Below are 20272 nucleotides of genomic sequence, written 5' to 3'. Positions count from 1 at the left end.
CCTCAGGCGCGGGCGTCCGGATCGGGGTCGAGGTCCCGGTAGTAGTCCGCGACCAGCGCGCCCGCCCGGCCGCCGAGGGCCCACACGCTGCCCTTGGCGGCCGGCGGGAGCAGCCCGGTCACCCCGTGCCCGTGCACGCCCAGCGCCTGCAGCACGGCGGGGATCGTCCCGCCCTGGCTGCAGACGACGTCGACGCCCGGTGCGCCGAGCGCGCGCTGCACGGCGTCCAGGGCCTCCTGCGGGTCGCCCCCGAACTCGGGCTCGCCGAACTCGCGGCGCTCGGCGACGGTCAGCCCGACGCGCTCGGCGAGCGGTGCCACGGTCTGCCGGCAGCGCAGCGGCGTCGCGCTGGCCACCGACACCGGGTCGAACAGCGGCAGGACGGCAGCGAGCCGGCGGGCCTGCTCCCGGCCGGCGGAGCTCAGCGGGCGCTTCTCGTCCGGCCCTTCCCACCGGTCGCTGCTGCCGGCCTTGCCGTGACGGACGAGCAGGACCGCGACCTCGCGCGGCAGGTCGGTGCGGGCGGCATCGGCGATCACGTCGCGGTCGTGCTCGTAGCTGCACAGGGCCGCGGCGTCGACCGGGGGCAGCCAGCGCAGCTCGTCGACCTCGTCGTTGGCCACGAAGCCGCCGCCCGTGCAGCGCATGACCCAGTAGTCGACCCGCTTGGGTGTGCCGTCGACCTCGTAGCGGGTGGTGAGGCCCCGGCGCCCGGCCGCGACGGCGAGCCCGGTCTCCTCGAGCACCTCGCGGCAGGCGGTCTGCAGCGGGTGCTCGCCGGCGTCCACGTGGCCCTTGGGCAGCGACCAGTCGTCGTGCCGCTCGCGGTGCACGACGGCGATCTCGATGCCCCCGCCCCCACCCGGCCGCCAGACGACGCCGCCGGCCGCGGCGATCACGCGGTCCTCAGTTCGCGATCTCATGGATGCGCTCCATGAGCTCCGCCTGGTAGTCCCGCCCCTCGTGCTGCTCCCAACTGCCGTCGCTGCGCAGCTCCCAGCACCGGACGCCCGGCGCCATGGCCGGGGCGAGCGTCTTCTCGAGCTGTACGCGGGACCGCTCGTCGCACACACGCAGCAGCACCTCGACGCGGCGGTCCAGGTTGCGGTGCATGAGGTCGGCGCTGCCGAGCCACCACTCGTCCTCGCCGCCGTTCACGAACGAGATCACCCGCGAGTGCTCGAGGAACCGGCCGACGATCGAGCGCACCCGGATGTTCTCCGACAGCCCCGGCACGCCCGGGCGCAGCGCGCAGATCCCGCGCACGAACAGCTCCACCCGGACGCCGGCCCGGGACGCCTCGTACAGCGCGTCGATGATCTTCTCGTCGACGATCGAGTTGGCCTTGATCCGGATGCCGGCCGGGCGCCCCTCGCCGGCGTGCCGCACCTCGCGGCGGATCTTCTCGATCAGGCCGTTGCGGACGCCGTGCGGCGCCACCATGAGCGTCCGGTAGTTCGTCTGCCGCGAGTACCCGGTGAGCACGTTGAACAGGTCGGTGAGGTCCGCGCCGACCCGGGGGTCGGCGGTGAGGATGCCCAGGTCCTCGTAGATCCGCGCCGTCTTCGGGTTGTAGTTGCCCGTGCCGATGTGGCAGTACCGGCGGATGACGCCCTGCTCGCGGCGCACGACCAGAGCCGTCTTGCAGTGCGTCTTCAGGCCGACCAGCCCGTAGACGACGTGGCAGCCGGCGCGCTCCAGCGAACGGGCCCAGCTGATGTTGGCCTCCTCGTCGAAGCGGGCCTTGATCTCCACCAGGACGACGACCTGCTTGCCGGCCTCCGCCGCCTCGATCAGCGCGTTGACGATCGGGGAGTCGCCCGAGGTCCGGTACAGCGTCTGCTTGATGGCCAGCACGTGCGGGTCGGCGGCGGCCTGCTCGATGAACCGCTGCACGCTCGTGGCGAACGAGTGGTACGGGTGGTGGACCAGCACGTCACCCTCGCGGAGGGTCGCGAAGACGCTCTTGGGCGTCTCGCCCTCGCTCAGCCGCGGGTGGGTGGTCGGGACGAACGGCTCGTCCTTGAGCTCCGGCCGGTCCAGGTCGTACAGCGCCATCAGCGAGGCGAGGTCCAGCAGTCCGGGCACGTGGACGACGTCGGCGGGGGAGACCTCCAGCTCCGAGATGAGCACCTCGAGGATCCGGGGGTCCATCGGCTCGGCGACCTCCAGGCGCACCGCGGGGCCGAACCGGCGCCGGGCGAGCTCCCGCTCCAGGGCCTGCAGCAGGTCCTCGTCGCGGTCCTCCTCCACCTCCACGTCGGCGTTCCGGGTGACGCGGAAGAAGTGGTGGTCGAGCACGTCCAGGCCCGGGAACAGCTGGTTGAGGTGCGCGGCGATGAGGTCCTCGAGCGGCAGGAAGACCGCCGTGGCGGGGGAGTCGTGCGAGCCGACCGGCACGAAGCGCGGCACGTTGTTGGGCACCTTGAGCCGCGCGAACCGGGGTGCGTTCGTGTCGGGGTCGTGCACCGACACCGCGAGGTTCAGCGACAGCCCGCTGATGTAGGGGAAGGGGTGCGCCGGGTCGACCGCCAGCGGGGTGAGCACGGGGAAGACCTGGTCGCGGAAGTACTCGCGCAGCTTGAGCGCCGCGCCCTCCTCCAGCTCGTCCCAGCGGACGATCCGGATGCCGGCCTCCTCCAGGCGGGGCAGCACGTCGTCGTTGAAGACGTCGGAGTGCCGCTGCACCAGCTCCTGCGTGCGGGCGGTGACCCGCTCCAGCTGCTCCCGGATCGTGAGCCCGTCGGGGGACCGGACGGTGAGCCCGGTGCTCTGCCGGCGCTTCAGCCCGGCGATGCGGACCATGTAGAACTCGTCGAGGTTGCTGGCGAAGATCGCCAGGAACTTCACCCGCTCGAGCAGCGGCAGGGAGTCGTCCTCCGCCAGCTCGAGCACCCGGGAGTTGAAGTCCAGCCAGGACAGTTCGCGGTTCAGGAAGCGGTCGGCCGGCAGCGGCGCGGAGTCGGGGGTCGGCACACGATCATCGTGCCGCACCCAGCTGAACGGCGAGAGTCGGCGAGGTGGCCAGCAGGTCGGCCGTGGCCGGTCCCACACCCAGAGCGACCGCGGCGCGCAGGTCCTCGAGCGCGTCGACGTCGCGGAGCAGCCCGGGCCATCCGCCGGAGAGGGCGAGCGCGCCGTCGTCCCGGTGGGCCTGCGCCGACCCCGCACCGAACCGTGGGCGCAGCGGCGTCCCCGCCGCGGTGAGCAGCGTGGTCCCGGTGCCGTGCCCGTCCGCCACGAAGCAGCGCGGCTCCGCGGCGGCGGCGGAGAGGGCCGCCGCGAGCTCGGCCGGGCGGAGCGCGGGCAGGTCCGAGGAGAGGGCCGCCACCGCGTCGCCGGCCACCGCTCGTGCACCGTGCTCCAGGGCGGCGTTCAGGCCGCTGTCCGGATCGTCGCCCACGGTCCGCGCCCCGAGCCGGCGCACCAGCTCGGCGGCGGCCGGCTCGTCGGTGACCACCACGACCTCCGTGACCGGTGGACTGGCCAGGGCGGCGGCGACGGTGTCGGCCAGGAGCGCCAGCACCAGCGCCTCGTGGGCGGAGGCGGGCCGGTCCGTCCGGTCGGTCAGCGGCCGCAGGCGGGTCTTGGCCACGGCGAGCCGCTTGGCCGGGACGACGACCGACCAGGCAGGCACGCCGACCATGTGAACACACGCGCGCCGGGGCGCGGGCCGCGCCGCCCGGGACCCGGTGGTCTCGTCGGGGCGGGGGAGGGTCGATCATGGGGCAGATCACAGGGACGGGAGGCGATCCGGTGGCGGAGGAGAGGTCCTCGGTGGGCACGGTGTCGGCCGGTGCTCCTCCGGTGACGCGGCCGGGCAGCCGGCGCCCCGGCAAGTGGCGCACCCGCGGTCGCATCGGCTGGGCGTTCTGGCTGTGCATCGCGGTGGTGTTCCCCGCCTCGAAGCTGATGTTCGCCATCCGGTACCGCCACGGCGAGCGGTTCCCGGCCCAGGGCCCGGTCCTCCTCGTGGCCAACCACGTCTCGATCCTCGACCCGCTGGCCTGCGCGCGGCTGGTCTTCGACCACGGCCGGATGCCGCACTTCCTGGCCAAGGAGTCGGTGTTCAAGGGCCTGGCCGGGACGATCCTGCGCTCGGCCGGCCAGATCCCGGTCGCCCGGTACTCGTCCGACGCGGTCGGCGCGCTCTCCGCCGCGCAGGACGACCTCGCCGCGGGCAACGTCGTGGTGATCTACCCCGAGGGCTCGGTCACCCGCGACCCGAACTGGTGGCCCATGGAGGCCCGCACCGGGGCGGCGCGGCTGGCCCTGACCACCGACGCCGTCGTCCTGCCCGTCGCCCAGTGGGGCCCGCAGCGGCTGCACGACTACCACGCCAGGAAGCTGCACCTGCGGCTGCGCACACCGACCGAGTACCTCGTCGGCGAGCCGATCGACCTGTCCCGCCTGCGCGCCGAGCTGCGGGCGGGGCGGCCACTGACCACCGACGTTCTCCGGGAGACGACCGACCTCATGATGGGCCGCGTGCGCGATCAGCTGGCCGAGCTCCGCGGGGAGCCTGCACCCGCGCTGTTCCACCCCCGCCCCCGGCGCGAGCTGCCCGGCGACCTGCCCGGCGATGCCGCGTGAAGCGCGCCGCCGTCCTGGGCGCAGGCTCTTGGGGGACGACGTTCGCGAAGGTGCTCGCCGACGCCGGGTGCGACGTCGCGCTGCACGCCCGCCGCCCCGAGCTGGTGCAGGCGATCTCCGACGACGGGGAGAACCGCGACTACCTGCCCGGGATCCGGCTGCCCGCGGCCGTGCGGGCCACCGGGGACGCCGCCGACGCCCTGGACGGCGCCGACGTCGTCGTCCTCGCCGTGCCGTCCCAGTCGCTGCGGCAGAACCTCATCGCGTGGGCGCCGCTGCTGCCGGCCGACGCGACCCTGCTGAGCCTGATGAAGGGCATCGAGCTCGGGACGACCAAGCGGATGAGCGAGGTCATCTGCGAGGTGACCGGCGCCGGCGCGGACCGCGTCGCCGCGCTCTCGGGACCGAACCTGGCCCGCGAGATCGCCGAGGAGCAGCCGGCGGCCACCGTCATCGCCTGCACCGACGCCGACCGGGCCGCCGCGCTGCAGGCCGCGTGCCACACCCGGTACTTCCGGCCCTACACCAACACCGACCTGGTCGGCTGCGAGCTGGGCGGCGCGCTGAAGAACGTCGTCGCGCTGGCCTGCGGCATCGCCGAGGGCCTCGGGTTCGGCGACAACACCCGTGCCTCGCTGATCACGCGGGGACTCGCGGAGACCGCCCGCCTGGGTCTCGCACTGGGCGCGGAGCTGACGACCTTCGCGGGGCTGGCCGGCCTCGGGGACCTGGTCGCCACCTGCAGCTCGCCGCTGTCCCGGAACCGGACCTTCGGGGAGAAGCTCGGCCGCGGGATGACCGTGCAGGAGGTGCAGGAGAGCACCCGCCAGACCGCCGAGGGCGTGAAGAGCTGCCGGTCGGTGCTCGACCTGGCCCGCGCGCACGGCGTCGACGTCCCGATCACCGAGGCCGTCGTCCGGGTGTGCCACGAGGGGGAGTCGGCGGCGCAGATGGTGCGGGAGATCATGTCGCGCGAGGCGAAGCCCGAGTGAGCCCTTCTTCCTGGGGCGACGGCACCCGGTCGGTGCGGGCGGGGGAGCAGCCCGCCGTCCCGGGGGCGCCGCTGCGGCCCTCGCCGGTGTTCGCGGCCCCGTTCCACCTCGGTGACCAGCCGCCCCGCGCCGGGGGCGTCGACGCCTATGCGCGTACGGAGCAGCCCACCCTCCGCGACTTCGAGGCCGCCGTCGGCGAGCTCGACGGCGGCCGGTGCCTGTCCTTCGCCACCGGGATGGCCGCGCTCACCGCGGCGGTACTGGCCTGTGCCGGCAGCGGCGACCGGGTGGTCCTGCCCTCGGACGGCTACTACGCCACCCGCCTGCTGGGTGCCGAGGAGCTGACCCGCTTCGGCATCGAGGTCACGCAGGTGCCCACGCCGGAGGTCGAGGCCTTCGCCGCCGGCGGCGGGCTCGAGGGCGTCCGGATGGTGCTGCTGGAGACCCCCAGCAACCCGCTGCTCGACGTCTGCGACATCGCCGCGGTGGCCGCCGCCGCCCGGGCGGCCGGTGCGCTCGTCGCCGTCGACAACACGACGGCGACCCCGCTGGGCCAGCGGCCGCTCCAGCTGGGCGCCGACATGACGGTCGGCAGCGACACCAAGGCGCTGACCGGCCACAGCGACCTGCTGCTCGGGCACGTCAGCGTCACCGACGACGAGCTGCACGCCCGGCTCAAGGGCTTCCGGGACCGCACCGGCAGCACGCCCGGGCCGTTCGAGGCATGGCTGGGGCACCGGTCGATGAGCACCCTGGACCTGCGGCTGGCCCGCCAGGCGGCCAACGCCGCGGCGGTGGCCGAGGTGCTGGCGTCCTCGCCCGCGGTCACCGGGCTGCGCTGGCCCTGGCGCGAGGGCGACCCCTCGTTCGCCCTCGCGTCGCGGCAGATGCTGCGGCCGAACGGTGTGCTGTCCTGCGAGCTCGCCGACGAGGCCGCGGTGGCCCGGCTGCTGGGCGCCAGCCGGCTCTGGGCCGCCGCCACCAGCTTCGGCGGGGTGCACAGCACGATCGACCGCCGGGCGCAGTGGGGCGGGGACGCCGTGGCGCCGGGCTTCGTCCGGCTGTCCTGCGGCATCGAGGACACCGCCGACCTGGTGGCCGACCTGTCAGTCGCCCTGGCTGCCGCGGACTGAGCGGGCGGCCCGGCGCGCGCCGGCCCCCCGGGCCGTCATCCAGAGGCTCAGCCCCGCGTAGTAGACGACGTAGGCGAGCGACAGCGCGATGACCCACGGGTCGGGATCCGGCAGCTGCACGACCAGGACCGCGTAGGTGACCAGCCAGACCAGGGTGAGCACGAGCGTCAGGCCCTGCAGGGCGCGCATCCGCGACGGGTAGAGGTACCGGATCGGGACGAAGACGAGCACCGCGAAGACGCCGAGGGTCACCGACGTCACCAGCTCGCTGGTGTCCAGCACGATCACGTAGAAGGCGACGACGTTCCAGTAGCTCGGGAAGCCGAGGAAGAAGTGGTCGGAGGTCTTGGCGTCCACCCGGCAGAACTGGTAGCAGGAGGCCAGCAGCGGGATCGACGCGAGCACCCAGCCGACCGCGCCCTCGGGCAGGTGGCCGGTGGTCCACAGCAGCACGATCGGGGCGAAGACGTAGGTCAGGTAGTCGACGATGTTGTCCAGCAGGGCGCCGTCGAACCAGGGGATCGTCTCCTTGACGCGGAAGCGGCGCGCCAGCATGCCGTCGGTGCCGTCGATGAAGAGCGTGGCCAGGCCCAGCCAGAGGGCTGCCTCCACCTCGCCCTCGAGGGCGGCCAGCACGATGAGCAGGCCCAGCACCGAGCCGCTGGCCGTGTAGAGGTGCACCGCCGCGCCGGCCAGCCGCTGTCGCCGCGAGAACGCCTCCGCCGGGGGAGCTGCCTGATCCTGCACGCGACGAGGCTGCCACACCGCCGCGGACACGGCGGGACGACGCGGGGCCGCCGAACCGGCAGCTAGGGTCGACGGCGATGAACGGGCAGGCAGGCAAGGTGCGCGTCGCGGTCGTGTTCGGAGGGCGCAGCGCCGAGCACGCCATCTCCTGCGTCTCGGCGGGGAGCGTGATGGCGGCGCTGGACCCCGAGCGCTACGAGGTGGTGCCGGTCGGCATCGCCAAGGACGGCCGGTGGGTGCTCGCCGATCCCGGCCAGCAGCTGGCCATCACCGACGGCGCGCTGCCCGAGGTGGCCGGCGGGACGGCGGTCTCCCTCGTCGGCGACCCCGAGGGCCGCGGCCTGGCCGTGCTCGACCCCGGCCAGGCGGTCGGCAGGGCCCTGACCGAGGTCGACGTCGTCTTCCCGGTGCTGCACGGGGCCTACGGCGAGGACGGGACGATCCAGGGGCTGCTGGAGATGACCGGCCTGCCCTACGTCGGCTCCGGGGTGTTCGCGAGCGCCGCGTCCATGGACAAGGAGTTCACCAAGAAGCTCCTCGCCGCTGCCGGCCTGCCCCAGGGCGACCACGTCGTCCTGCGGGACGCCGACGGCGCGATCAGCGCCGATCCCGACGTGCTCGACGACGCCGCCCGCGACCGGCTGGGCCTGCCGGTGTTCGTCAAGCCCGCCCGCGCGGGCTCCAGCATCGGCATCACCCGGGTCACCGACTGGTCGCAGTTCCCGGCCGCGGTGGCCGAGGCCGCGGCCGTCGACGAGAAGGTCATCGTCGAGGCCGCCGTCCCCGGCCGCGAGATCGAGTGCGGCGTGCTGGCGGCGCGGGGCACCGGTCTGCCGGAGGCCAGCCTGCCCGCGGAGATCCGGCTGCGCGACGGGGTCGACTGGTACGACTTCGCGGCCAAGTACCTCGACGACGCGGCCGAGTTCGACATCCCGGCCGACCTCACCCCCGAGCAGACCGCGGCGGTCCAGGCGGCCGCCCGCCGGGCGTACCTGGCCCTGGACTGCCGGGGGCTGGCCCGGGTCGACTTCTTCCTGGGCACCGGCGAGGACGGCGAGGACCTGCTGGTCATCAACGAGGTGAACACCATGCCGGGGTTCACGCCGATCTCGATGTTCGCCCGCATGTGGGCGGCCACCGGGGTGGACTTCGCCGAGCTGGTCGACCGGCTGGTGTCCGGCGCCCTGGCCCCGCGGTGAGCCGCGGACGGCGGTCCCGCGCGTCCCGGGTCGCCGTCCTGCTCGCACTCCTGCCCGTCCTCACCGCGGCCGGCGGGTGCGCGGGCGCGCACTCACCCGCGGCCGCACCCGAGGCGAAGCCGTCCGGACCGGCCACCCCCGAGGAGCTCGAGCCGCTGGTCGTGGAGGAGGTGCCCTCCGGGCTGCCGCGGGTGCCGGACGAGGCGATCCAGCCACCGGCCGGCGCCAAGCGCGTGGAGGACGTGGCCGGCTACTCCGACGACCCCGCGCGCGAGCGGGCGGTCCTCGAGGACTACGGCTACCGGCACGGCTGGGAGCGCTTCTGGGGTGCCGGGACCGGCGAGGGCCCGCAGACGGGGGTGTTCGTCGACCAGTTCGAGGCCGCCGGGGGAGCGGACTCCTACGCCGAGGACCTCGCGAGCAACGACGCCGAGCACTACGGCGGGCTGCTCAGCGAGGGGTCTCCGGACCTGCCCGACGGCTGCCGGCGCCTGGTGGTCGAGGAGCCCGATCCGGAGGACGGGCTCTGGGGTCCGGCCGCCTTCGCCTGGTGCACCAGCGGGCCGTTCAGCGTGGCGGTCAGCGCCGTGGCGGGCTCGCTGGACGCCGCGACGGAGGAGGTCGGCGCGGTCGCCCGCGACCAGCTGGACCGGCTGCCCGCCGGGTGACGGGCCAGCAGTCCGGCTCACCCGCCGGGCACGGGCTCCTGGAAGGGCAGCGCCTGCGCCAGGCCGGTGGTCAGCGCTGTCACCGGGGCGCTGTCGACGCTGGCGGGCAGGCTGACCTCGACGTACACCGGCCGGTCGACGGTGGTCCACACCGTGGTGTCGGGGTCGGCGGTGTCGACGTACCACTGGACGCCGTTGATCTGGATGGCCGAGGCCCCCACCACCCAGCCCGCCGGACGGTCGACGCCGCAGACCAGGACGACCGGCGGCTCGCCCCACGCGTACGCGAACGGCGAGTCGGACTGCACCGGGCGGGACGGCTCACCGGCCAGCTCCAGCGGAAGGACGCGCATGACCGCGGGGCAGTACTGGTCGGCCTCGGGCGTCACCGGGGGGACCACGACGGGCAGGGGTGGCAGATCGGCGCGCTCGGGCGGGGTGGTGCCCTCGATCTCGGCGGGCTCCCGCGGCGTGCCGGCGTCCTCGTCGGCGGTGTCGCCGCCCAGGACGTTGACGAGCACCACGACCGCCACGACCACCGGCACCAGCACGGCGGTCACGATCAGCGCGATGCGCCGGAGCGGGTCGTCGGGCGTTGCCGGCGGGGGCGGGTGCTCGGTCAGGGCGTCAGAGCTCGCGGGAGTGCGGCGGGCGGGGGAGGACGACCGTCAGATGTTGACGACGGGGCAGGTCAGCGTGCGGGTGATGCCGTCGACCGACTGCACCCGGGCGACCACCAGGCGGCCGAGGTCGTCGACGGTCTCCGCCTCGGCGCGCACGATCACGTCGTAGGGCCCGGTGACGTCCTCGGCACGGGTGACGCCGCTGATCTCGCTGATGGTGGAGGCGACCTGGGCGGCCTTGCCGACCTCGGTCTGGATGAGGATGTAGGCGTGGACCACGGGAGATCCTTCCTCCGGCAACTCGGCCGATACGTCGTCCCCGCCAGGTGGCGGACAGTTCGGCAACCTACCCCAGTGACCGGAGGCACCTCGTGACTCGGCCCCGTCCGCTCGTCCCGCGCCCCGACCAGGCGGACACCGTCCGGACCGTGGGCGAGTTCGGCGTCATCGCCCGTGTGCTGGCCCGGGCGGGTTCGGCGCGGCTGGCCGAGGTGGGGCCCGGCGACGACGCCGCGGTGGTGGCGACCCCCGATGGCCGGGTCGTCGCAACCACAGACGTCCTGGTGGAGGGCCGTCACTTCCGCCGCGACTGGTCCTCCGCCGAGGACGTCGGGCACAAGGCGGCGGCGGCGAACCTGGCCGACGTCGCCGCCATGGGGGGCACCACGACCGCGCTGCTGGTCGGCCTGGCGTGCCCGGCGGACACGCCGACGAGCTGGCTCGAGGGCGTCGCGACCGGGCTGGCCGACGAGTGCGCGCCCCTGGGTGCCGCCGTCGTGGGCGGGGACACCGTCGCGGCCGCGCCCGGCAGCGAGGCCGTCGTCCTGTCGGTGACGGCGCTGGGCGACCTGGGCGGGCGCCGGCCGGTGCTGCGTTCGGGGGCGCGGCCCGGCGACGTCGTCGCGCTGGCCGGCCGGCTGGGCTGGTCGGCGTGCGGCCTGGCGGTGCTCCGCCGCGGGTTCAGCAGCCCGCTGGCCGTCGTCGCGGCGCACCGGCGTCCCTCGCCGCCCTACGCCGCCGGACCGGCCGCGGCCGAGGCGGGTGCGACCGCCATGTGCGACGTGAGCGACGGCCTGCTGGCCGACACCGGGCACATCGCCACCGCGAGCGGCGTGGTCCTGGAGCTGGATCGGGCCGCCCTGGTCGCCGCCTGCCTGGTGCCCGACGGCCCGCTGCAGCAGGTGGGGGCGGCGCTGGGCACCGACCCGCTGGCGTGGGTGCTCACCGGCGGTGAGGACCATGCCTTCGTGGCGACGTTCCCGGCGGGCACCCCGCTGCCCCAGGGGTGGACCGCGATCGGGGCGGTGCGCGCGGCCGGCACGGCGCCCGGCGTGCTGGTGGACGGCGAGGCGGCCGAGGCCGTCGCCGCCGCGCTCGGTGCGGGAGGGACCGGCCATGCCCACTTCGGCTGAGCGGTTGCGCGACGGCGCGTCCGTGGTGCTGCGGGCCGTGCCCTACGACGACCCGGTCGCGCAGGACCTGGTCGAGCGGGTGCAGCAGGAGTACGTGCAGCGGTACGGGGGGCGGGACGAGGCAGTGGTGCACCCCGCCGACTTCGAGCCACCGGTGGGCGTCTTCCTGGTCGCCGAGGTCGACGGGGAGGCGGCCGGCTGCGGGGCCTGGCGCCTGCTGCCCTCGGGCGAGGTGGAGATCAAACGGGTGTACGTGGAGCCGGCCCACCGGCGCCGCGGACTGGCCCGGGTGATCATGGCCGCGCTGGAGGACAGCGCCGCTCGCGCGGGGCACCGTTCCGTGGTGCTCAACACCGGCCAGGAGCAGCCCGAGGCGCTGGTCCTGTACGACCGGCTGGGCTACCGGCCGGTACAGGGCTACGGGGTGTACGCATGTGCGCCGGACGCGGTGTTCCTGGGCAGGGACCTGGGGCAGCGCGACGGGACCGACGACGAAAAGGGGAACTCATGGGCGTCGTGACGCTGTCCGCCTCCTACGGGGCGGGCGGTCCGGAGGTCGCTCCGGCCGTGGCCGAGCGCCTGGGGCTGCCCTTCCACGACCGGGTCATCCCCGTGAAGGTCGCCGGCCGGCTCGGGGTGCCGGTCGAGGAGGCCGAGGCCAACGACGAGACCGTGGTGACCGGGCTCTGGCGGATGGTCGCCAACCTCGGCACGATGCCGGACGCCGTCGGCGGGGTGCTGCCGGCGTCGGGAGTCCCCGACGCGCGCGCGTTCCGCGACCAGACCGAGCGGGTGCTCACCGAGATCGCCGCGCCCGGCGGTCCCGGCGGGGTGGTGCTGGGCCGGGCGGCGGCGATGGTGCTCGGCGACCGGCCCGACGTGCTCCACGTGCGCCTCGGCGGACGGCGCGAGCGGCGCCTGGAGGCCGCGGTGGCGCGGTACGCGAAGCCGGCCGAGGAGCTGCGCCGCGAGATGGACGCCAACGACCGGGCCCGTGAGGCCTACGTCCGGCACTTCTACCGGGCCGACGCGTCCTCGCCGAAGCACTACCACCTGGTCGTCGACAGCACCGCACTCTTGCTGGACACCGTCGTGGAGCTCGTCGTCGTCGCGGCGCGCAGCCGCGGCATCGGCGCCGTCTGAGGCACAGCACGACGAACCCCGGAGGTCGGTGACCTCCGGGGTTCCCCGTGACGTGATGGAACGGCCCCCTTCAGGGTCCCGCGCCGAGCCTGCGAGGCGTGGGGGGAAGGGGGTCCTTCTCTACGCGCGGACGACCTTGCCCGCACGGATGCACGAGGTGCAGGCGTTGATGCGCCGGCGGTTGCCGGGGGCGATCAGCGCCCGCACGGACTGGATGTTCGGGTTCCAACGGCGCGGCGTGCGGCGGTGCGAGTGAGACACCGACATACCGAAACCGGGGCCCTTGCCACAGACATCGCACACGGCAGCCACGGTGGATCACTCCCAGAAAGAATCGTTCACAGACGGCGGGGCAAGGAAGCACCCGCAACAAGACCGTCCAGGAGTCTAACCGCTCCCGGGACGACGTGCCGCCACCGCCCCGGCCGGGGGGTCGTGGGCGGCGGAGCTGTCGCCCTCCACAGGTACCCTCCGCCCGTGCTGCAGGCGCTGGACGAGGCCGCGGTCGGCCACTGGTGCCGCACCGCGGTCGAGGCGCTGTCCGAAGCCCGCGGCCGCCTCGACGCGATGAACGTCTTCCCGGTGCCCGACGGGGACACCGGCACCAACCTGCTGCTCACCGCGCAGGCCGCCCTGGCCGCCCTCGACCGGGAGGGGACCCGCACCACCGAGCCGGCCTGGTCGGTGCTCTCCCGTGGCGCGGTGCTGGGTGCCCGGGGCAACTCGGGCACGATCCTCGCCCAGCTGCTTCGCGGTCTCGCCGACCAGCTCGCCGGCCAGCCGCCGGCGGACGGCCCGGCCCTCGCCGGCGCACTGCTCAAGGCGGCCGAGACCGCCTACACCGCCGTGGCCGACCCGGAGGAGGGGACCTTCCTCACCGTGGCCCGCGGCGGTGCGGAGAGCGCGATGGCCTGCGTCGCCGAGGGGCGCACCGCGCTGGCCGACGTCGTCACCGCCGCCGCCGACGGGGCCCGGATCGCGCTCGAGGGCACGCCGGACCAGCTGGCGGCGCTGCGCGAGGCCGGCGTGGTCGACGCCGGGGGAGCCGGGCTGTGCGCCGTCCTCGACGCCCTGGTCACCACCGTCACCGGCGTCGAGCCGGCCCGCCCGCCGCTGGCCTCCCGCCGCGAGGCCGGGCACCTGCACGCCCACCGCCCCGACCCGCGGCACGTCCCGCACCAGCCCCCACCCGGGCCGGGCAGCGAGGTGCAGTACCTGCTCGCCGACGCCGACGAGGAGTCCGTCACCCGGCTGCACACCCGCCTCGCCGCCCTCGGGGACAGCCTCGTCGTCGTCGGCGTCGACACCCCCACGGGCCGCGAGTGGAACGTGCACGTGCACGTCTCCGACATCGGCGCGGCCATCGAGGCCGGCATCGAGGCCGGCCGGCCCTACCGGATCTCGGTCGAGCCGCTGGCCCCCGTCCTCCCGCCCGAGCCGGAGCCCGGCACCCGTGCGCTGGTCGCCGTCGTGTCCAGCGACGGGCTGGCGGAGCTGTTCGCCGAGGCGGGCGTCCGCGTGGTGACCTGCGGCCCCGACGGCGTGACCGAGGACGACGTCCTCGACGAGATCCTCGCCTCCGCGGCGCACGAGGTGGCCGTCCTGCCCAACGACGCCGAGCTCATCCCCGTCGCGGCGAGGGCCGCCGCCCGGGCCCGCGAGCTGGGCCGCGAGGTCGGGGTCGTGCCGACGCGCGCGCCGGTGCAGGGGCTGGCCGCCTGCGCGGTCGGCGACCCCGGACGGCGCTTCGGCGACGACGTCATCGCCATGGCCGAGGCGGCCGCCGCCACGCGGTGGGCGGAGGTGACCCGCGCCGAGCAGGAGGCGCTCACCTCCGCCGGGCGCTGCCAGCCCGGGGACGCCCTGGGCTCGGCCGAGGGCGACGTCCTGCTCATCGGGCAGGACGTCGCCGAGGTGGCCCGGGACCTGCTCGACCGGCTGCTCTCCGCCGGCGGGGAGATGGCCACGCTCCTCGTGGGCGCCGACGAGGAGCTGGGCGACGCCGTCTGCCGCCACCTCTCCTCGCGGCACCCCACCATCGAGGTCGTCCGCTACGGCGGTGGACCGGCCGGCATCCCCCTGCAGGTGGGCGTCGAGTGAGCCGGCGGAGCTGACGTGGCCGTGACCATGGGGACGCCGCTGACGCGCGTGCTCGGCCCGAAGACCGCCGGCAGCATGGCCGACCAGCTCGGCCTGCACACCGTCGGGGACCTGCTGCGGCACTACCCACGCCGGTACGCCAGCCGCGGCGAGCAGGCCGACCTCGCCGACGTCCAGGTGGGCGACCGGGTGACGGTGCTGGCGCAGGTCCGCAGCGTCACCACCCGGCCGATGCGCAACCGGCGGGGGTCGCTCACCGAGGTCGTCGTGGGTGACGGCAGCGGGCGCATGAAGCTGGTCTTCTTCAACCACCGGCACGCGCAGCTGAAGCCGAACGCGTGGGGGATGTTCGCCGGCACCGTGGGCGAATGGCGCGGGGAGAAGCAGTTCGCCCACCCCGACATGCACCTGCTCGAGGGCACCGACGACGAGGACGACTGGGCCCGGGCCCTGGTGCCGATCTACCCGGCGAGCAAGGACGTCTCGAGCTGGGTGATCCAGAAGTCGGTGAAGCTCCTGCTGGGCGCCTCCGGTGGGCTCGAGGAGCTGGTGCAGGACCCGCTGCCCGAGAAGATCCGCACGCGGCACGGCCTGCTCCCGCTGGCCGGGGCCCTGCTGGACATCCACCGGCCCACCACCCTGGACGACGTCGAGCGGGCGGTGGGCCGGCTCAAGTGGGACGAGGCGCTGGTCCTGCAGCTCACCCTCGCCGCCCGCCGGCGCGCGGCCGCCCTCGAGCCCGGCATCGCGCGGCCGCGACGGTCCGGCGGACTGCTCGACGCCGTCGACGCCGCCCTGCCCTTCGCGCTGACCGAGGGCCAGCGGGAGGTGGGGGAGGAGCTCGCCGCCGAGCTCGACCGCGACCAGCCGATGCACCGGCTGCTGCAGGGCGAGGTGGGCTCGGGCAAGACGGTGGTCGCGCTGCGGGCGATGGCCCAGGTGGTCGACGCCGGCGGTCAGGCCGCGCTGCTCGCACCCACCGAGGTGCTCGCCGCCCAGCACGCCCGGGGCATCCGCGAGCTGCTGGGCACCCTGGGCCGGGCCGGCGAGCTGGACGGCGACCCGGCGGGCACCCGGGTCGTCCTGCTCACCGGCTCGCTCAAGGCGGCGGCCCGGCGGCAGGCGCGCGCCGAGGTGGCCGACGGGAGCGCGGGCATCGTCATCGGCACCCACGCCCTGCTGCAGGAGGGCGTGGAGTTCGCCGACCTCGGGCTGGTGGTGGTCGACGAGCAGCACCGCTTCGGCGTCGAGCAGCGCGACGCACTGCGGGCCAAGGGCAACCGGCCGCCGCACGTGCTGGTGATGACCGCGACGCCGATCCCGCGCACCGTCGCCATGACCGTCTACGGCGACCTGGAGATCTCCACCCTGCGGCAGCTGCCCAGTGGCCGGGGCGGGGTCTCGAGCTCCGTCGTGCCGGCGGTCGAGAAGCCCGGCTGGGTGGACCGCGCCTGGGAGCGGTTGCGCGAGGAGGTCGGTGCCGGGCGGCAGGCCTACGTCGTCTGCCCGCGGATCGGCGACGTCGCCGGTGACGAGCCCGAGGACGCCGACGGCGCCCCGCCCGAGGACGAGGAGGGGCCGCGCAGCGACCGGCGTCCGCCGCTCGCCGTCCTCGACGTGGCCGAGCTGCTCCGCTCCGGGCCGCTGGCCGGGCTGCGGCTCGACGTCCTGCACGGCCGGATGACCCCGGAGGAGAAGGACGCCACCATGCGCGCCTTCGCGGCCGGGGAGACCCAGGTGCTGGTGGCCACCACCGTCGTCGAGGTGGGTGTCGACGTCCCGAACGCCACCGTCATGGTCGTGATGGACGCCGACCGGTTCGGCGTCAGCCAGCTGCACCAGCTGCGCGGCCGCGTGGCCCGGGGCAGGCACCCGGGCCTGTGCCTGCTCGTCACCGAGGCGCCCACCTCGTCGCCCACGGGGCAGCGGCTGGCCGCGGTCGCGGCCACCTCCGACGGCTTCGAGCTGGCGCGGCTGGACCTGGAGACGCGCCGGGAGGGCGACGTGCTCGGGGCCGCCCAGTCCGGCCGGCGCTCGGGCATCCGGCTGCTGTCGCTGCTCGAGGACGAGGAGCTCATCGCCACCGCCCGCACCGAGGCCACCGCCCTGCTCGCCACCGACCGCGGCCTGGCCGACCACCCCGGGCTCGCCGCCGAGGTCGCGGCGCTGGCCACCGACGAGCGCGCCGACTACCTGGAGAAAGCGTGACCCGGATCATCGCGGGCGTGGCCGGAGGGCGGAAGCTGGCCGTTCCGCGCACGGGCGTCCGGCCCACCGGCGACAAGGCCCGCGGGGCGCTGTTCAACAGCCTCGCCTCGATGCTCGACCTCGAGGGCGCCGCCGTCCTCGACCTCTACGCGGGCTCGGGTGCGCTGGGCCTCGAGGCGCTCAGCCGCGGCGCGCGCTCGGTGCTGTTCGTGGAGAACGGCGGCGGCGTGCTGCCGGTGCTGCGCGCCAACCTCGCCACCGTCGGGCTCCCCGGCGGCCGGGTGAAGGCCGGGTCCGTGCCCGCCGTCGTCGCCGGCCCGGCGCCGGAGGCGTACGACCTCGTGCTCGCCGATCCGCCCTACGCGACGCCGGTCGAGGAGGTGCTCGCGGTACTGGGATCGCTCGTCACGGGCGGCTGGCTGGCCCCCGAGGCGGTGGTCGTCGTGGAGCGCGGCCGGCGCGAGGATCCCTGGGAATGGCCGACACCCCTGATCGGCGTGCGCGATCGGCGGTACGGAGAGGCCGTGCTCCGGTACGGTCGGCTGTCGTGAGACGCGCCGTGTGCCCCGGTTCGTTCGACCCGGTCACCAACGGCCACGTCGACGTCATCAACCGCGCCGCCACGCTCTACGACGAACTGGTCGTGGCCGTGCTGGTGAACCCGGGCAAGGCGGGCTTCTTCCCGGTCGAGGAGCGCATGGAGCTGCTCCGCGAGGCCGTCGCCCACCTGCCCAACGTGCGGGTGGACAGCTTCCAGGGGCTGCTCGTCGACTACTGCGGCGCCCACGAGATCCCGGTGATCGTCAAGGGCCTGCGTGCCGTCAGCGACTTCGAGTACGAGCTGCAGATGGCCCAGATGAACCGGGAACTGGCCGCGATCGAGACGCTCTTCGTCCCGACGGCCCCGCAGGTCGGTCACCTCTCGTCCAGCCTGGTCAAGCAGATCGCCACCTTCGGTGGGGACGTCTCCCGGCTGGTCCCCAAGGTCGTCGACGACCGGCTGCGGGAGCGCGCCGCCCGGGACAAGGCATGACGCGCCCCGGGCGCACGCACACCACCGAGGTCGTCTACCGCCTCTACGAGACCGTCGACGAGCTCACCACCGTCATCGAGAACGCCCGCAGCGTCCCGATGTCGAGCTCGTGCATGGTCCCGCGCGACCACGTCCTTGACCTGCTCGACGACCTGCGGGAGTCCCTGCCCGAGGACGTGCAGGCGGCCGGCGCCATCGTCGAGCAGCGCACCGAGATCCTCCAGCAGGCCCAGGCCGAGGCCGAGCGGCTGACCACCCAGACCCGCGAGGAGGCCGAGCGGCTGCTCGAGGCCGGCCGCCGCCAGCGAGACGAACTGCTCGGCACCGCCCGCCGGCAGCGCGACGAGCTGATCGCCCAGGCGCAGGCCGACGCCGAGCAGCTGCTCCTGGAGGCCGAGGCCGAGGCCGAGGTGCTCCTCGCCGACGGTCGGCGCCGCCGCGAGGCGATGATCGCCGAGGCGCAGGGCGAGCACGAGCGGCTGATCACCGAGACCGAGGTCTACCGCACCGCGGTCGACCGGGCCGACGAGCTCGGGGCCCGGGCACACGCCGACGCCGCCCGCATGCGCGCCGAGGTCGACGAGTACGTCGACACCCGGCTGGCCGACTTCGGCACCACCCTCGAGCGGATGCTCCGCTCGGTCGAGAAGGCCCGCACCACCCTGCGCGAGTAGCCGTGACGGCCTCCGACTTCCCGCTCGCGGAGTTCGACGGGAACTCGCCTGCACTGATCGAACCCGCGGCCATCGCCGCCACCGGGGACGTGCCCGAGCGCGCGGTCGTGTGCTTCTTCCGCGACGTGATCGACGAGGTCTGCGGGGACGGCCGCGCCGAGGTCGTGGCCGAGACGACGTGGGAGAGCGGTGTGCACCGCCTGTACCGGCTGCCGGTGGAGGGCGGTCACGTCGGGGTCTTCCACCCCGGTGTCGGAGCCCCGCTCGCCAGCGGTGTCCTCGAGGAGATGATCGCGTCGGGCTGCCGCACGTTCGTCGCCTGCGGCGGTGCGGGAGCCGTGATCCCCGGCCTGGCGCTGGGGCACGTCGTCGTCCCGAGTTCCGCCGTCCGTGACGAGGGGACCTCGTACCACTATCTGCCGGCGAGCCGGGAGGTCGCCGCGGACCCGGCGGTGACCGCCGTCCTCTCCGCAGTGCTGGCGGAACGCGACGTCCCGCACGTCGTGGGCAAGACGTGGACGACCGATGCCCCCTACCGGGAGACGCACGCCAGGATCGCCGCGCGACGGGCCGAGGGATGCCTGACGGTGGAGATGGAGACGGCGGCCTTCTTCGCGGTCGCCCGTCATCGATCGGTGACCTTCGGCCAGTACCTGTACGCGGGCGACGACGTCAGCGGAGGCGAGTGGGACAGCCGCCAGTGGCAGACGTCGTCCGCGCGGCGGGACCTGTTCTGGCTGGCCGTCGCGGCGGTCCTGCGGCTGTAGTCCCGCGCCGCGTGGCGATCCGCGGGGTGATCTCCCTCGCCCGCAGCGGCGCCTTCCGGCTGGTCGGGTAGGCTGGTCCACTGGTTCGACCACCGGTGGGTCCGCCCCGGGTCGGGCCGTCCCCCCACTACCTACCGTGAGTACCGACATGCCTGCCGCTCCTGCGCCCCGCCGCGACGCCACGCCCTCTCCGGGCCGGCGTCCCTCCGCCAACCCCTGGCGGCTCGATCTCCGCGAGCTCGGCCGCCGCGCGGGCACGATGCAGGAGATCGACCGCACGATTCCCGCGCCCGAGGCGTGGAAGGTCGAGCTCATCGGCGTCCCGGCGGGCGCCGACGTGCACCTGCGGTTGCGCCTGGAGTCGGTGATGGAGGGCGTGCTCGTCTCCGGTGGGATCGAGGCGCTGCTGGTCGGCTCCTGCGCCCGCTGCCTGGAGCCGATCGAGGACACCCTCACGCTCGACGTGCAGGAGTTGTACGCCTACGAGGGCAGCACCACCGAGGCCACCAGCGAGGAGGACGAGGTCCGCCTCGTCGAGGGCGACTTCCTCGACCTGGAGCCCATGGTCCGCGACACCGTCGTCCTCAGCCTGCCGCTGTCGCCGGTCTGCGACGAGGACTGCTCGGGGCTGTGCGTCGACTGCGGCCAGCGGATCGACGACCTGCCCGCCGACCACGCCCACGAGATCACCGACCCGCGCTGGGCCGGCCTCGCCGAACGTTTCGCCTCCTCACCGGGCACCCCCGGTGACGACACCACCAAGGAGAACTGATCGTGGCTGTTCCGAAGCGGAAGATGTCCCGCGCCAACACCCGCATGCGCCGCTCGCAGTGGAAGACCACCGCCACCACGCTGGCACCCTGCCCCAACCGCGCGTGCGGTGAGCTCAAGCCGCCGCACATCGCGTGCCCGAACTGCGGTCAGCACGCCGGCCGCCAGGTCCTGTCGGTCTGACCGACCACCGCACCGCCGGAGGGAGG

Annotated in this window: 23 protein-coding genes; 16 read left to right on the top strand and 7 right to left on the bottom strand. The window is 74.8% G+C overall.

Annotated elements, in window-relative coordinates; translation table 11 throughout:
- Positions 1-2: 2 nt before the first annotated feature.
- The 3 genes from BLS70_RS07100 to cofC are packed head-to-tail and all read right to left on the bottom strand — an operon-like array spanning position 3 to position 3646.
- Positions 3-923 (bottom strand): NUDIX hydrolase, encoded by a 921-nt coding sequence (locus BLS70_RS07100; protein WP_176946320.1) that lies wholly within the window; start codon positions 921-923, stop codon positions 3-5.
- Positions 907-2976, bottom strand: a complete 2070-nt coding sequence (locus tag BLS70_RS07095) for an RNA degradosome polyphosphate kinase (protein WP_255362289.1) — start codon at positions 2974-2976, stop codon at positions 907-909. The genes BLS70_RS07100 and BLS70_RS07095 overlap by 17 nt, the downstream gene beginning before the upstream one ends.
- 4 nt (positions 2977-2980) lie before the next feature.
- Positions 2981-3646 (bottom strand): 2-phospho-L-lactate guanylyltransferase, encoded by a 666-nt coding sequence (cofC, locus tag BLS70_RS07090; RefSeq protein WP_091765129.1) that lies wholly within the window; start codon positions 3644-3646, stop codon positions 2981-2983.
- A 77-nt stretch (positions 3647-3723) separates the two neighbouring features.
- Here cofC and BLS70_RS07085 point away from each other — a divergent pair, with 77 nt between their 5' ends.
- The 3 genes from BLS70_RS07085 to BLS70_RS07075 are packed head-to-tail and all read left to right on the top strand — an operon-like array spanning position 3724 to position 6718.
- Positions 3724-4593, top strand: a complete 870-nt coding sequence (locus tag BLS70_RS07085; RefSeq protein ID WP_091765126.1) for a lysophospholipid acyltransferase family protein — start codon at positions 3724-3726, stop codon at positions 4591-4593.
- Positions 4590-5585 (top strand): NAD(P)H-dependent glycerol-3-phosphate dehydrogenase, encoded by a 996-nt coding sequence (locus tag BLS70_RS07080; protein WP_091765123.1) that lies wholly within the window; start codon positions 4590-4592, stop codon positions 5583-5585. The genes BLS70_RS07085 and BLS70_RS07080 overlap by 4 nt, the downstream gene beginning before the upstream one ends.
- Positions 5582-6718: a cystathionine gamma-lyase gene (locus tag BLS70_RS07075; protein ID WP_091765119.1), complete on the top strand. Its 1137-nt coding sequence runs from the start codon at positions 5582-5584 to the stop codon at positions 6716-6718. Before BLS70_RS07080 ends, BLS70_RS07075 begins: the two co-directional genes overlap by 4 nt.
- On the opposite strand, the gene BLS70_RS07070 is transcribed toward BLS70_RS07075, so the two are convergent.
- Positions 6692-7465 (bottom strand): CDP-alcohol phosphatidyltransferase family protein, encoded by a 774-nt coding sequence (locus tag BLS70_RS07070; RefSeq protein WP_091765115.1) that lies wholly within the window; start codon positions 7463-7465, stop codon positions 6692-6694. The genes BLS70_RS07075 and BLS70_RS07070 overlap by 27 nt on opposite strands.
- Positions 7466-7542: 77 nt before the next feature.
- On the opposite strand from BLS70_RS07070, the gene BLS70_RS07065 reads away from it, so the two are divergent.
- On the top strand, positions 7543-8664 hold the full coding sequence (locus BLS70_RS07065; protein WP_091765112.1) for a D-alanine--D-alanine ligase family protein: 1122 nt from the start codon (positions 7543-7545) through the stop codon (positions 8662-8664).
- The gene (locus tag BLS70_RS07060) at positions 8661-9332 is read left to right on the top strand and encodes a hypothetical protein (protein WP_091765109.1); all 672 of its coding nucleotides are present in this window, start codon (positions 8661-8663) and stop codon (positions 9330-9332) included. The genes BLS70_RS07065 and BLS70_RS07060 overlap by 4 nt, the downstream gene beginning before the upstream one ends.
- Positions 9333-9349: 17 nt before the next feature.
- Here BLS70_RS07060 and BLS70_RS07055 read toward each other — a convergent pair whose 3' ends face one another.
- Both BLS70_RS07055 and BLS70_RS07050 read right to left on the bottom strand, forming a co-directional pair.
- Positions 9350-9892: a DUF3515 domain-containing protein gene (locus BLS70_RS07055; RefSeq protein WP_091765107.1), complete on the bottom strand. Its 543-nt coding sequence runs from the start codon at positions 9890-9892 to the stop codon at positions 9350-9352.
- A 108-nt stretch (positions 9893-10000) separates the two neighbouring features.
- The gene (locus BLS70_RS07050) at positions 10001-10234 is read right to left on the bottom strand and encodes an Lrp/AsnC ligand binding domain-containing protein (protein WP_091765104.1); all 234 of its coding nucleotides are present in this window, start codon (positions 10232-10234) and stop codon (positions 10001-10003) included.
- A 92-nt stretch (positions 10235-10326) separates the two neighbouring features.
- Between BLS70_RS07050 and BLS70_RS07045 the strand changes: the two genes are divergently transcribed.
- From BLS70_RS07045 to BLS70_RS07035, 3 genes are read left to right on the top strand one after another with little or no spacing between them, the layout of a single operon-like run.
- The gene (locus tag BLS70_RS07045; protein WP_091765102.1) at positions 10327-11367 is read left to right on the top strand and encodes a thiamine-phosphate kinase; all 1041 of its coding nucleotides are present in this window, start codon (positions 10327-10329) and stop codon (positions 11365-11367) included.
- Positions 11351-11887, top strand: coding sequence for a GNAT family N-acetyltransferase (locus BLS70_RS07040; RefSeq protein WP_091765925.1), 537 nt, complete (start codon positions 11351-11353; stop codon positions 11885-11887). The genes BLS70_RS07045 and BLS70_RS07040 overlap by 17 nt, the downstream gene beginning before the upstream one ends.
- Positions 11875-12510, top strand: coding sequence for a cytidylate kinase-like family protein (locus BLS70_RS07035; protein ID WP_091765099.1), 636 nt, complete (start codon positions 11875-11877; stop codon positions 12508-12510). The genes BLS70_RS07040 and BLS70_RS07035 overlap by 13 nt, the downstream gene beginning before the upstream one ends.
- Positions 12511-12630: 120 nt before the next feature.
- Here the strand turns inward: BLS70_RS07035 and rpmB are convergent, their stop codons facing one another.
- Positions 12631-12813, bottom strand: coding sequence for a 50S ribosomal protein L28 (rpmB, locus tag BLS70_RS07030; protein WP_425427062.1), 183 nt, complete (start codon positions 12811-12813; stop codon positions 12631-12633).
- Between the two features lie 174 nt (positions 12814-12987).
- On the opposite strand from rpmB, the gene BLS70_RS07025 reads away from it, so the two are divergent.
- From BLS70_RS07025 to rpmF, 8 genes are all read left to right on the top strand, one after another.
- A complete protein-coding gene (locus BLS70_RS07025; RefSeq protein ID WP_091765094.1) occupies positions 12988-14610 on the top strand; it encodes a DAK2 domain-containing protein in 1623 nt (540 codons plus the stop codon).
- A 15-nt stretch (positions 14611-14625) separates the two neighbouring features.
- Positions 14626-16818 carry an ATP-dependent DNA helicase RecG gene (gene recG / locus BLS70_RS07020; RefSeq protein ID WP_218122315.1) on the top strand — a complete coding sequence of 731 codons (2193 nt, stop codon included), beginning with the start codon at positions 14626-14628 and terminating at the stop codon, positions 16816-16818.
- On the top strand, positions 16815-17369 hold the full coding sequence (gene rsmD, locus BLS70_RS07015) for a 16S rRNA (guanine(966)-N(2))-methyltransferase RsmD (protein WP_091765088.1): 555 nt from the start codon (positions 16815-16817) through the stop codon (positions 17367-17369). Before recG ends, rsmD begins: the two co-directional genes overlap by 4 nt.
- Complete coding sequence (gene coaD, locus BLS70_RS07010) at positions 17366-17851, top strand: pantetheine-phosphate adenylyltransferase (RefSeq protein WP_091765083.1); 486 nt, start codon at positions 17366-17368, stop codon at positions 17849-17851. Before rsmD ends, coaD begins: the two co-directional genes overlap by 4 nt.
- Complete coding sequence (locus BLS70_RS07005) at positions 17848-18525, top strand: hypothetical protein (protein WP_091765079.1); 678 nt, start codon at positions 17848-17850, stop codon at positions 18523-18525. The genes coaD and BLS70_RS07005 overlap by 4 nt, the downstream gene beginning before the upstream one ends.
- Before the next feature lie 2 nt (positions 18526-18527).
- A complete protein-coding gene (locus BLS70_RS07000; RefSeq protein WP_091765074.1) occupies positions 18528-19292 on the top strand; it encodes a nucleoside phosphorylase in 765 nt (254 codons plus the stop codon).
- Positions 19293-19440: 148 nt separating this feature from the next.
- Complete coding sequence (locus BLS70_RS06995; RefSeq protein ID WP_091765069.1) at positions 19441-20064, top strand: YceD family protein; 624 nt, start codon at positions 19441-19443, stop codon at positions 20062-20064.
- 2 nt (positions 20065-20066) lie between these two features.
- Positions 20067-20246, top strand: a complete 180-nt coding sequence (rpmF, locus tag BLS70_RS06990; RefSeq protein ID WP_091765065.1) for a 50S ribosomal protein L32 — start codon at positions 20067-20069, stop codon at positions 20244-20246.
- Positions 20247-20272 lie beyond the last annotated feature (26 nt).

The sequence above is a fragment of the Blastococcus aurantiacus genome, assembly GCF_900102425.1.
GTDB lineage: Bacteria > Actinomycetota > Actinomycetes > Mycobacteriales > Geodermatophilaceae > Blastococcus > Blastococcus aurantiacus.
Note: the sequence above shows the minus strand (reverse complement) of the source record. Positions and strands in the feature narration are given on the sequence as shown.

Coding starts and splice junctions, on each gene's coding strand:
- BLS70_RS07100 (WP_176946320.1), bottom strand. CDS start 923: ATGAGATCGCGAACTGAGGACCGCGTGATCGCCGCGGCCGGCGGCGTC.
- cofC (WP_091765129.1), bottom strand. CDS start 3,646: ATGGTCGGCGTGCCTGCCTGGTCGGTCGTCGTCCCGGCCAAGCGGCTC.
- BLS70_RS07085 (WP_091765126.1), top strand. CDS start 3,724: ATGGGGCAGATCACAGGGACGGGAGGCGATCCGGTGGCGGAGGAGAGG.
- BLS70_RS07065 (WP_091765112.1), top strand. CDS start 7,543: ATGAACGGGCAGGCAGGCAAGGTGCGCGTCGCGGTCGTGTTCGGAGGG.
- BLS70_RS07040 (WP_091765925.1), top strand. CDS start 11,351: ATGCCCACTTCGGCTGAGCGGTTGCGCGACGGCGCGTCCGTGGTGCTG.
- BLS70_RS07035 (WP_091765099.1), top strand. CDS start 11,875: ATGGGCGTCGTGACGCTGTCCGCCTCCTACGGGGCGGGCGGTCCGGAG.
- BLS70_RS07005 (WP_091765079.1), top strand. CDS start 17,848: ATGACGCGCCCCGGGCGCACGCACACCACCGAGGTCGTCTACCGCCTC.
- BLS70_RS06995 (WP_091765069.1), top strand. CDS start 19,441: ATGCCTGCCGCTCCTGCGCCCCGCCGCGACGCCACGCCCTCTCCGGGC.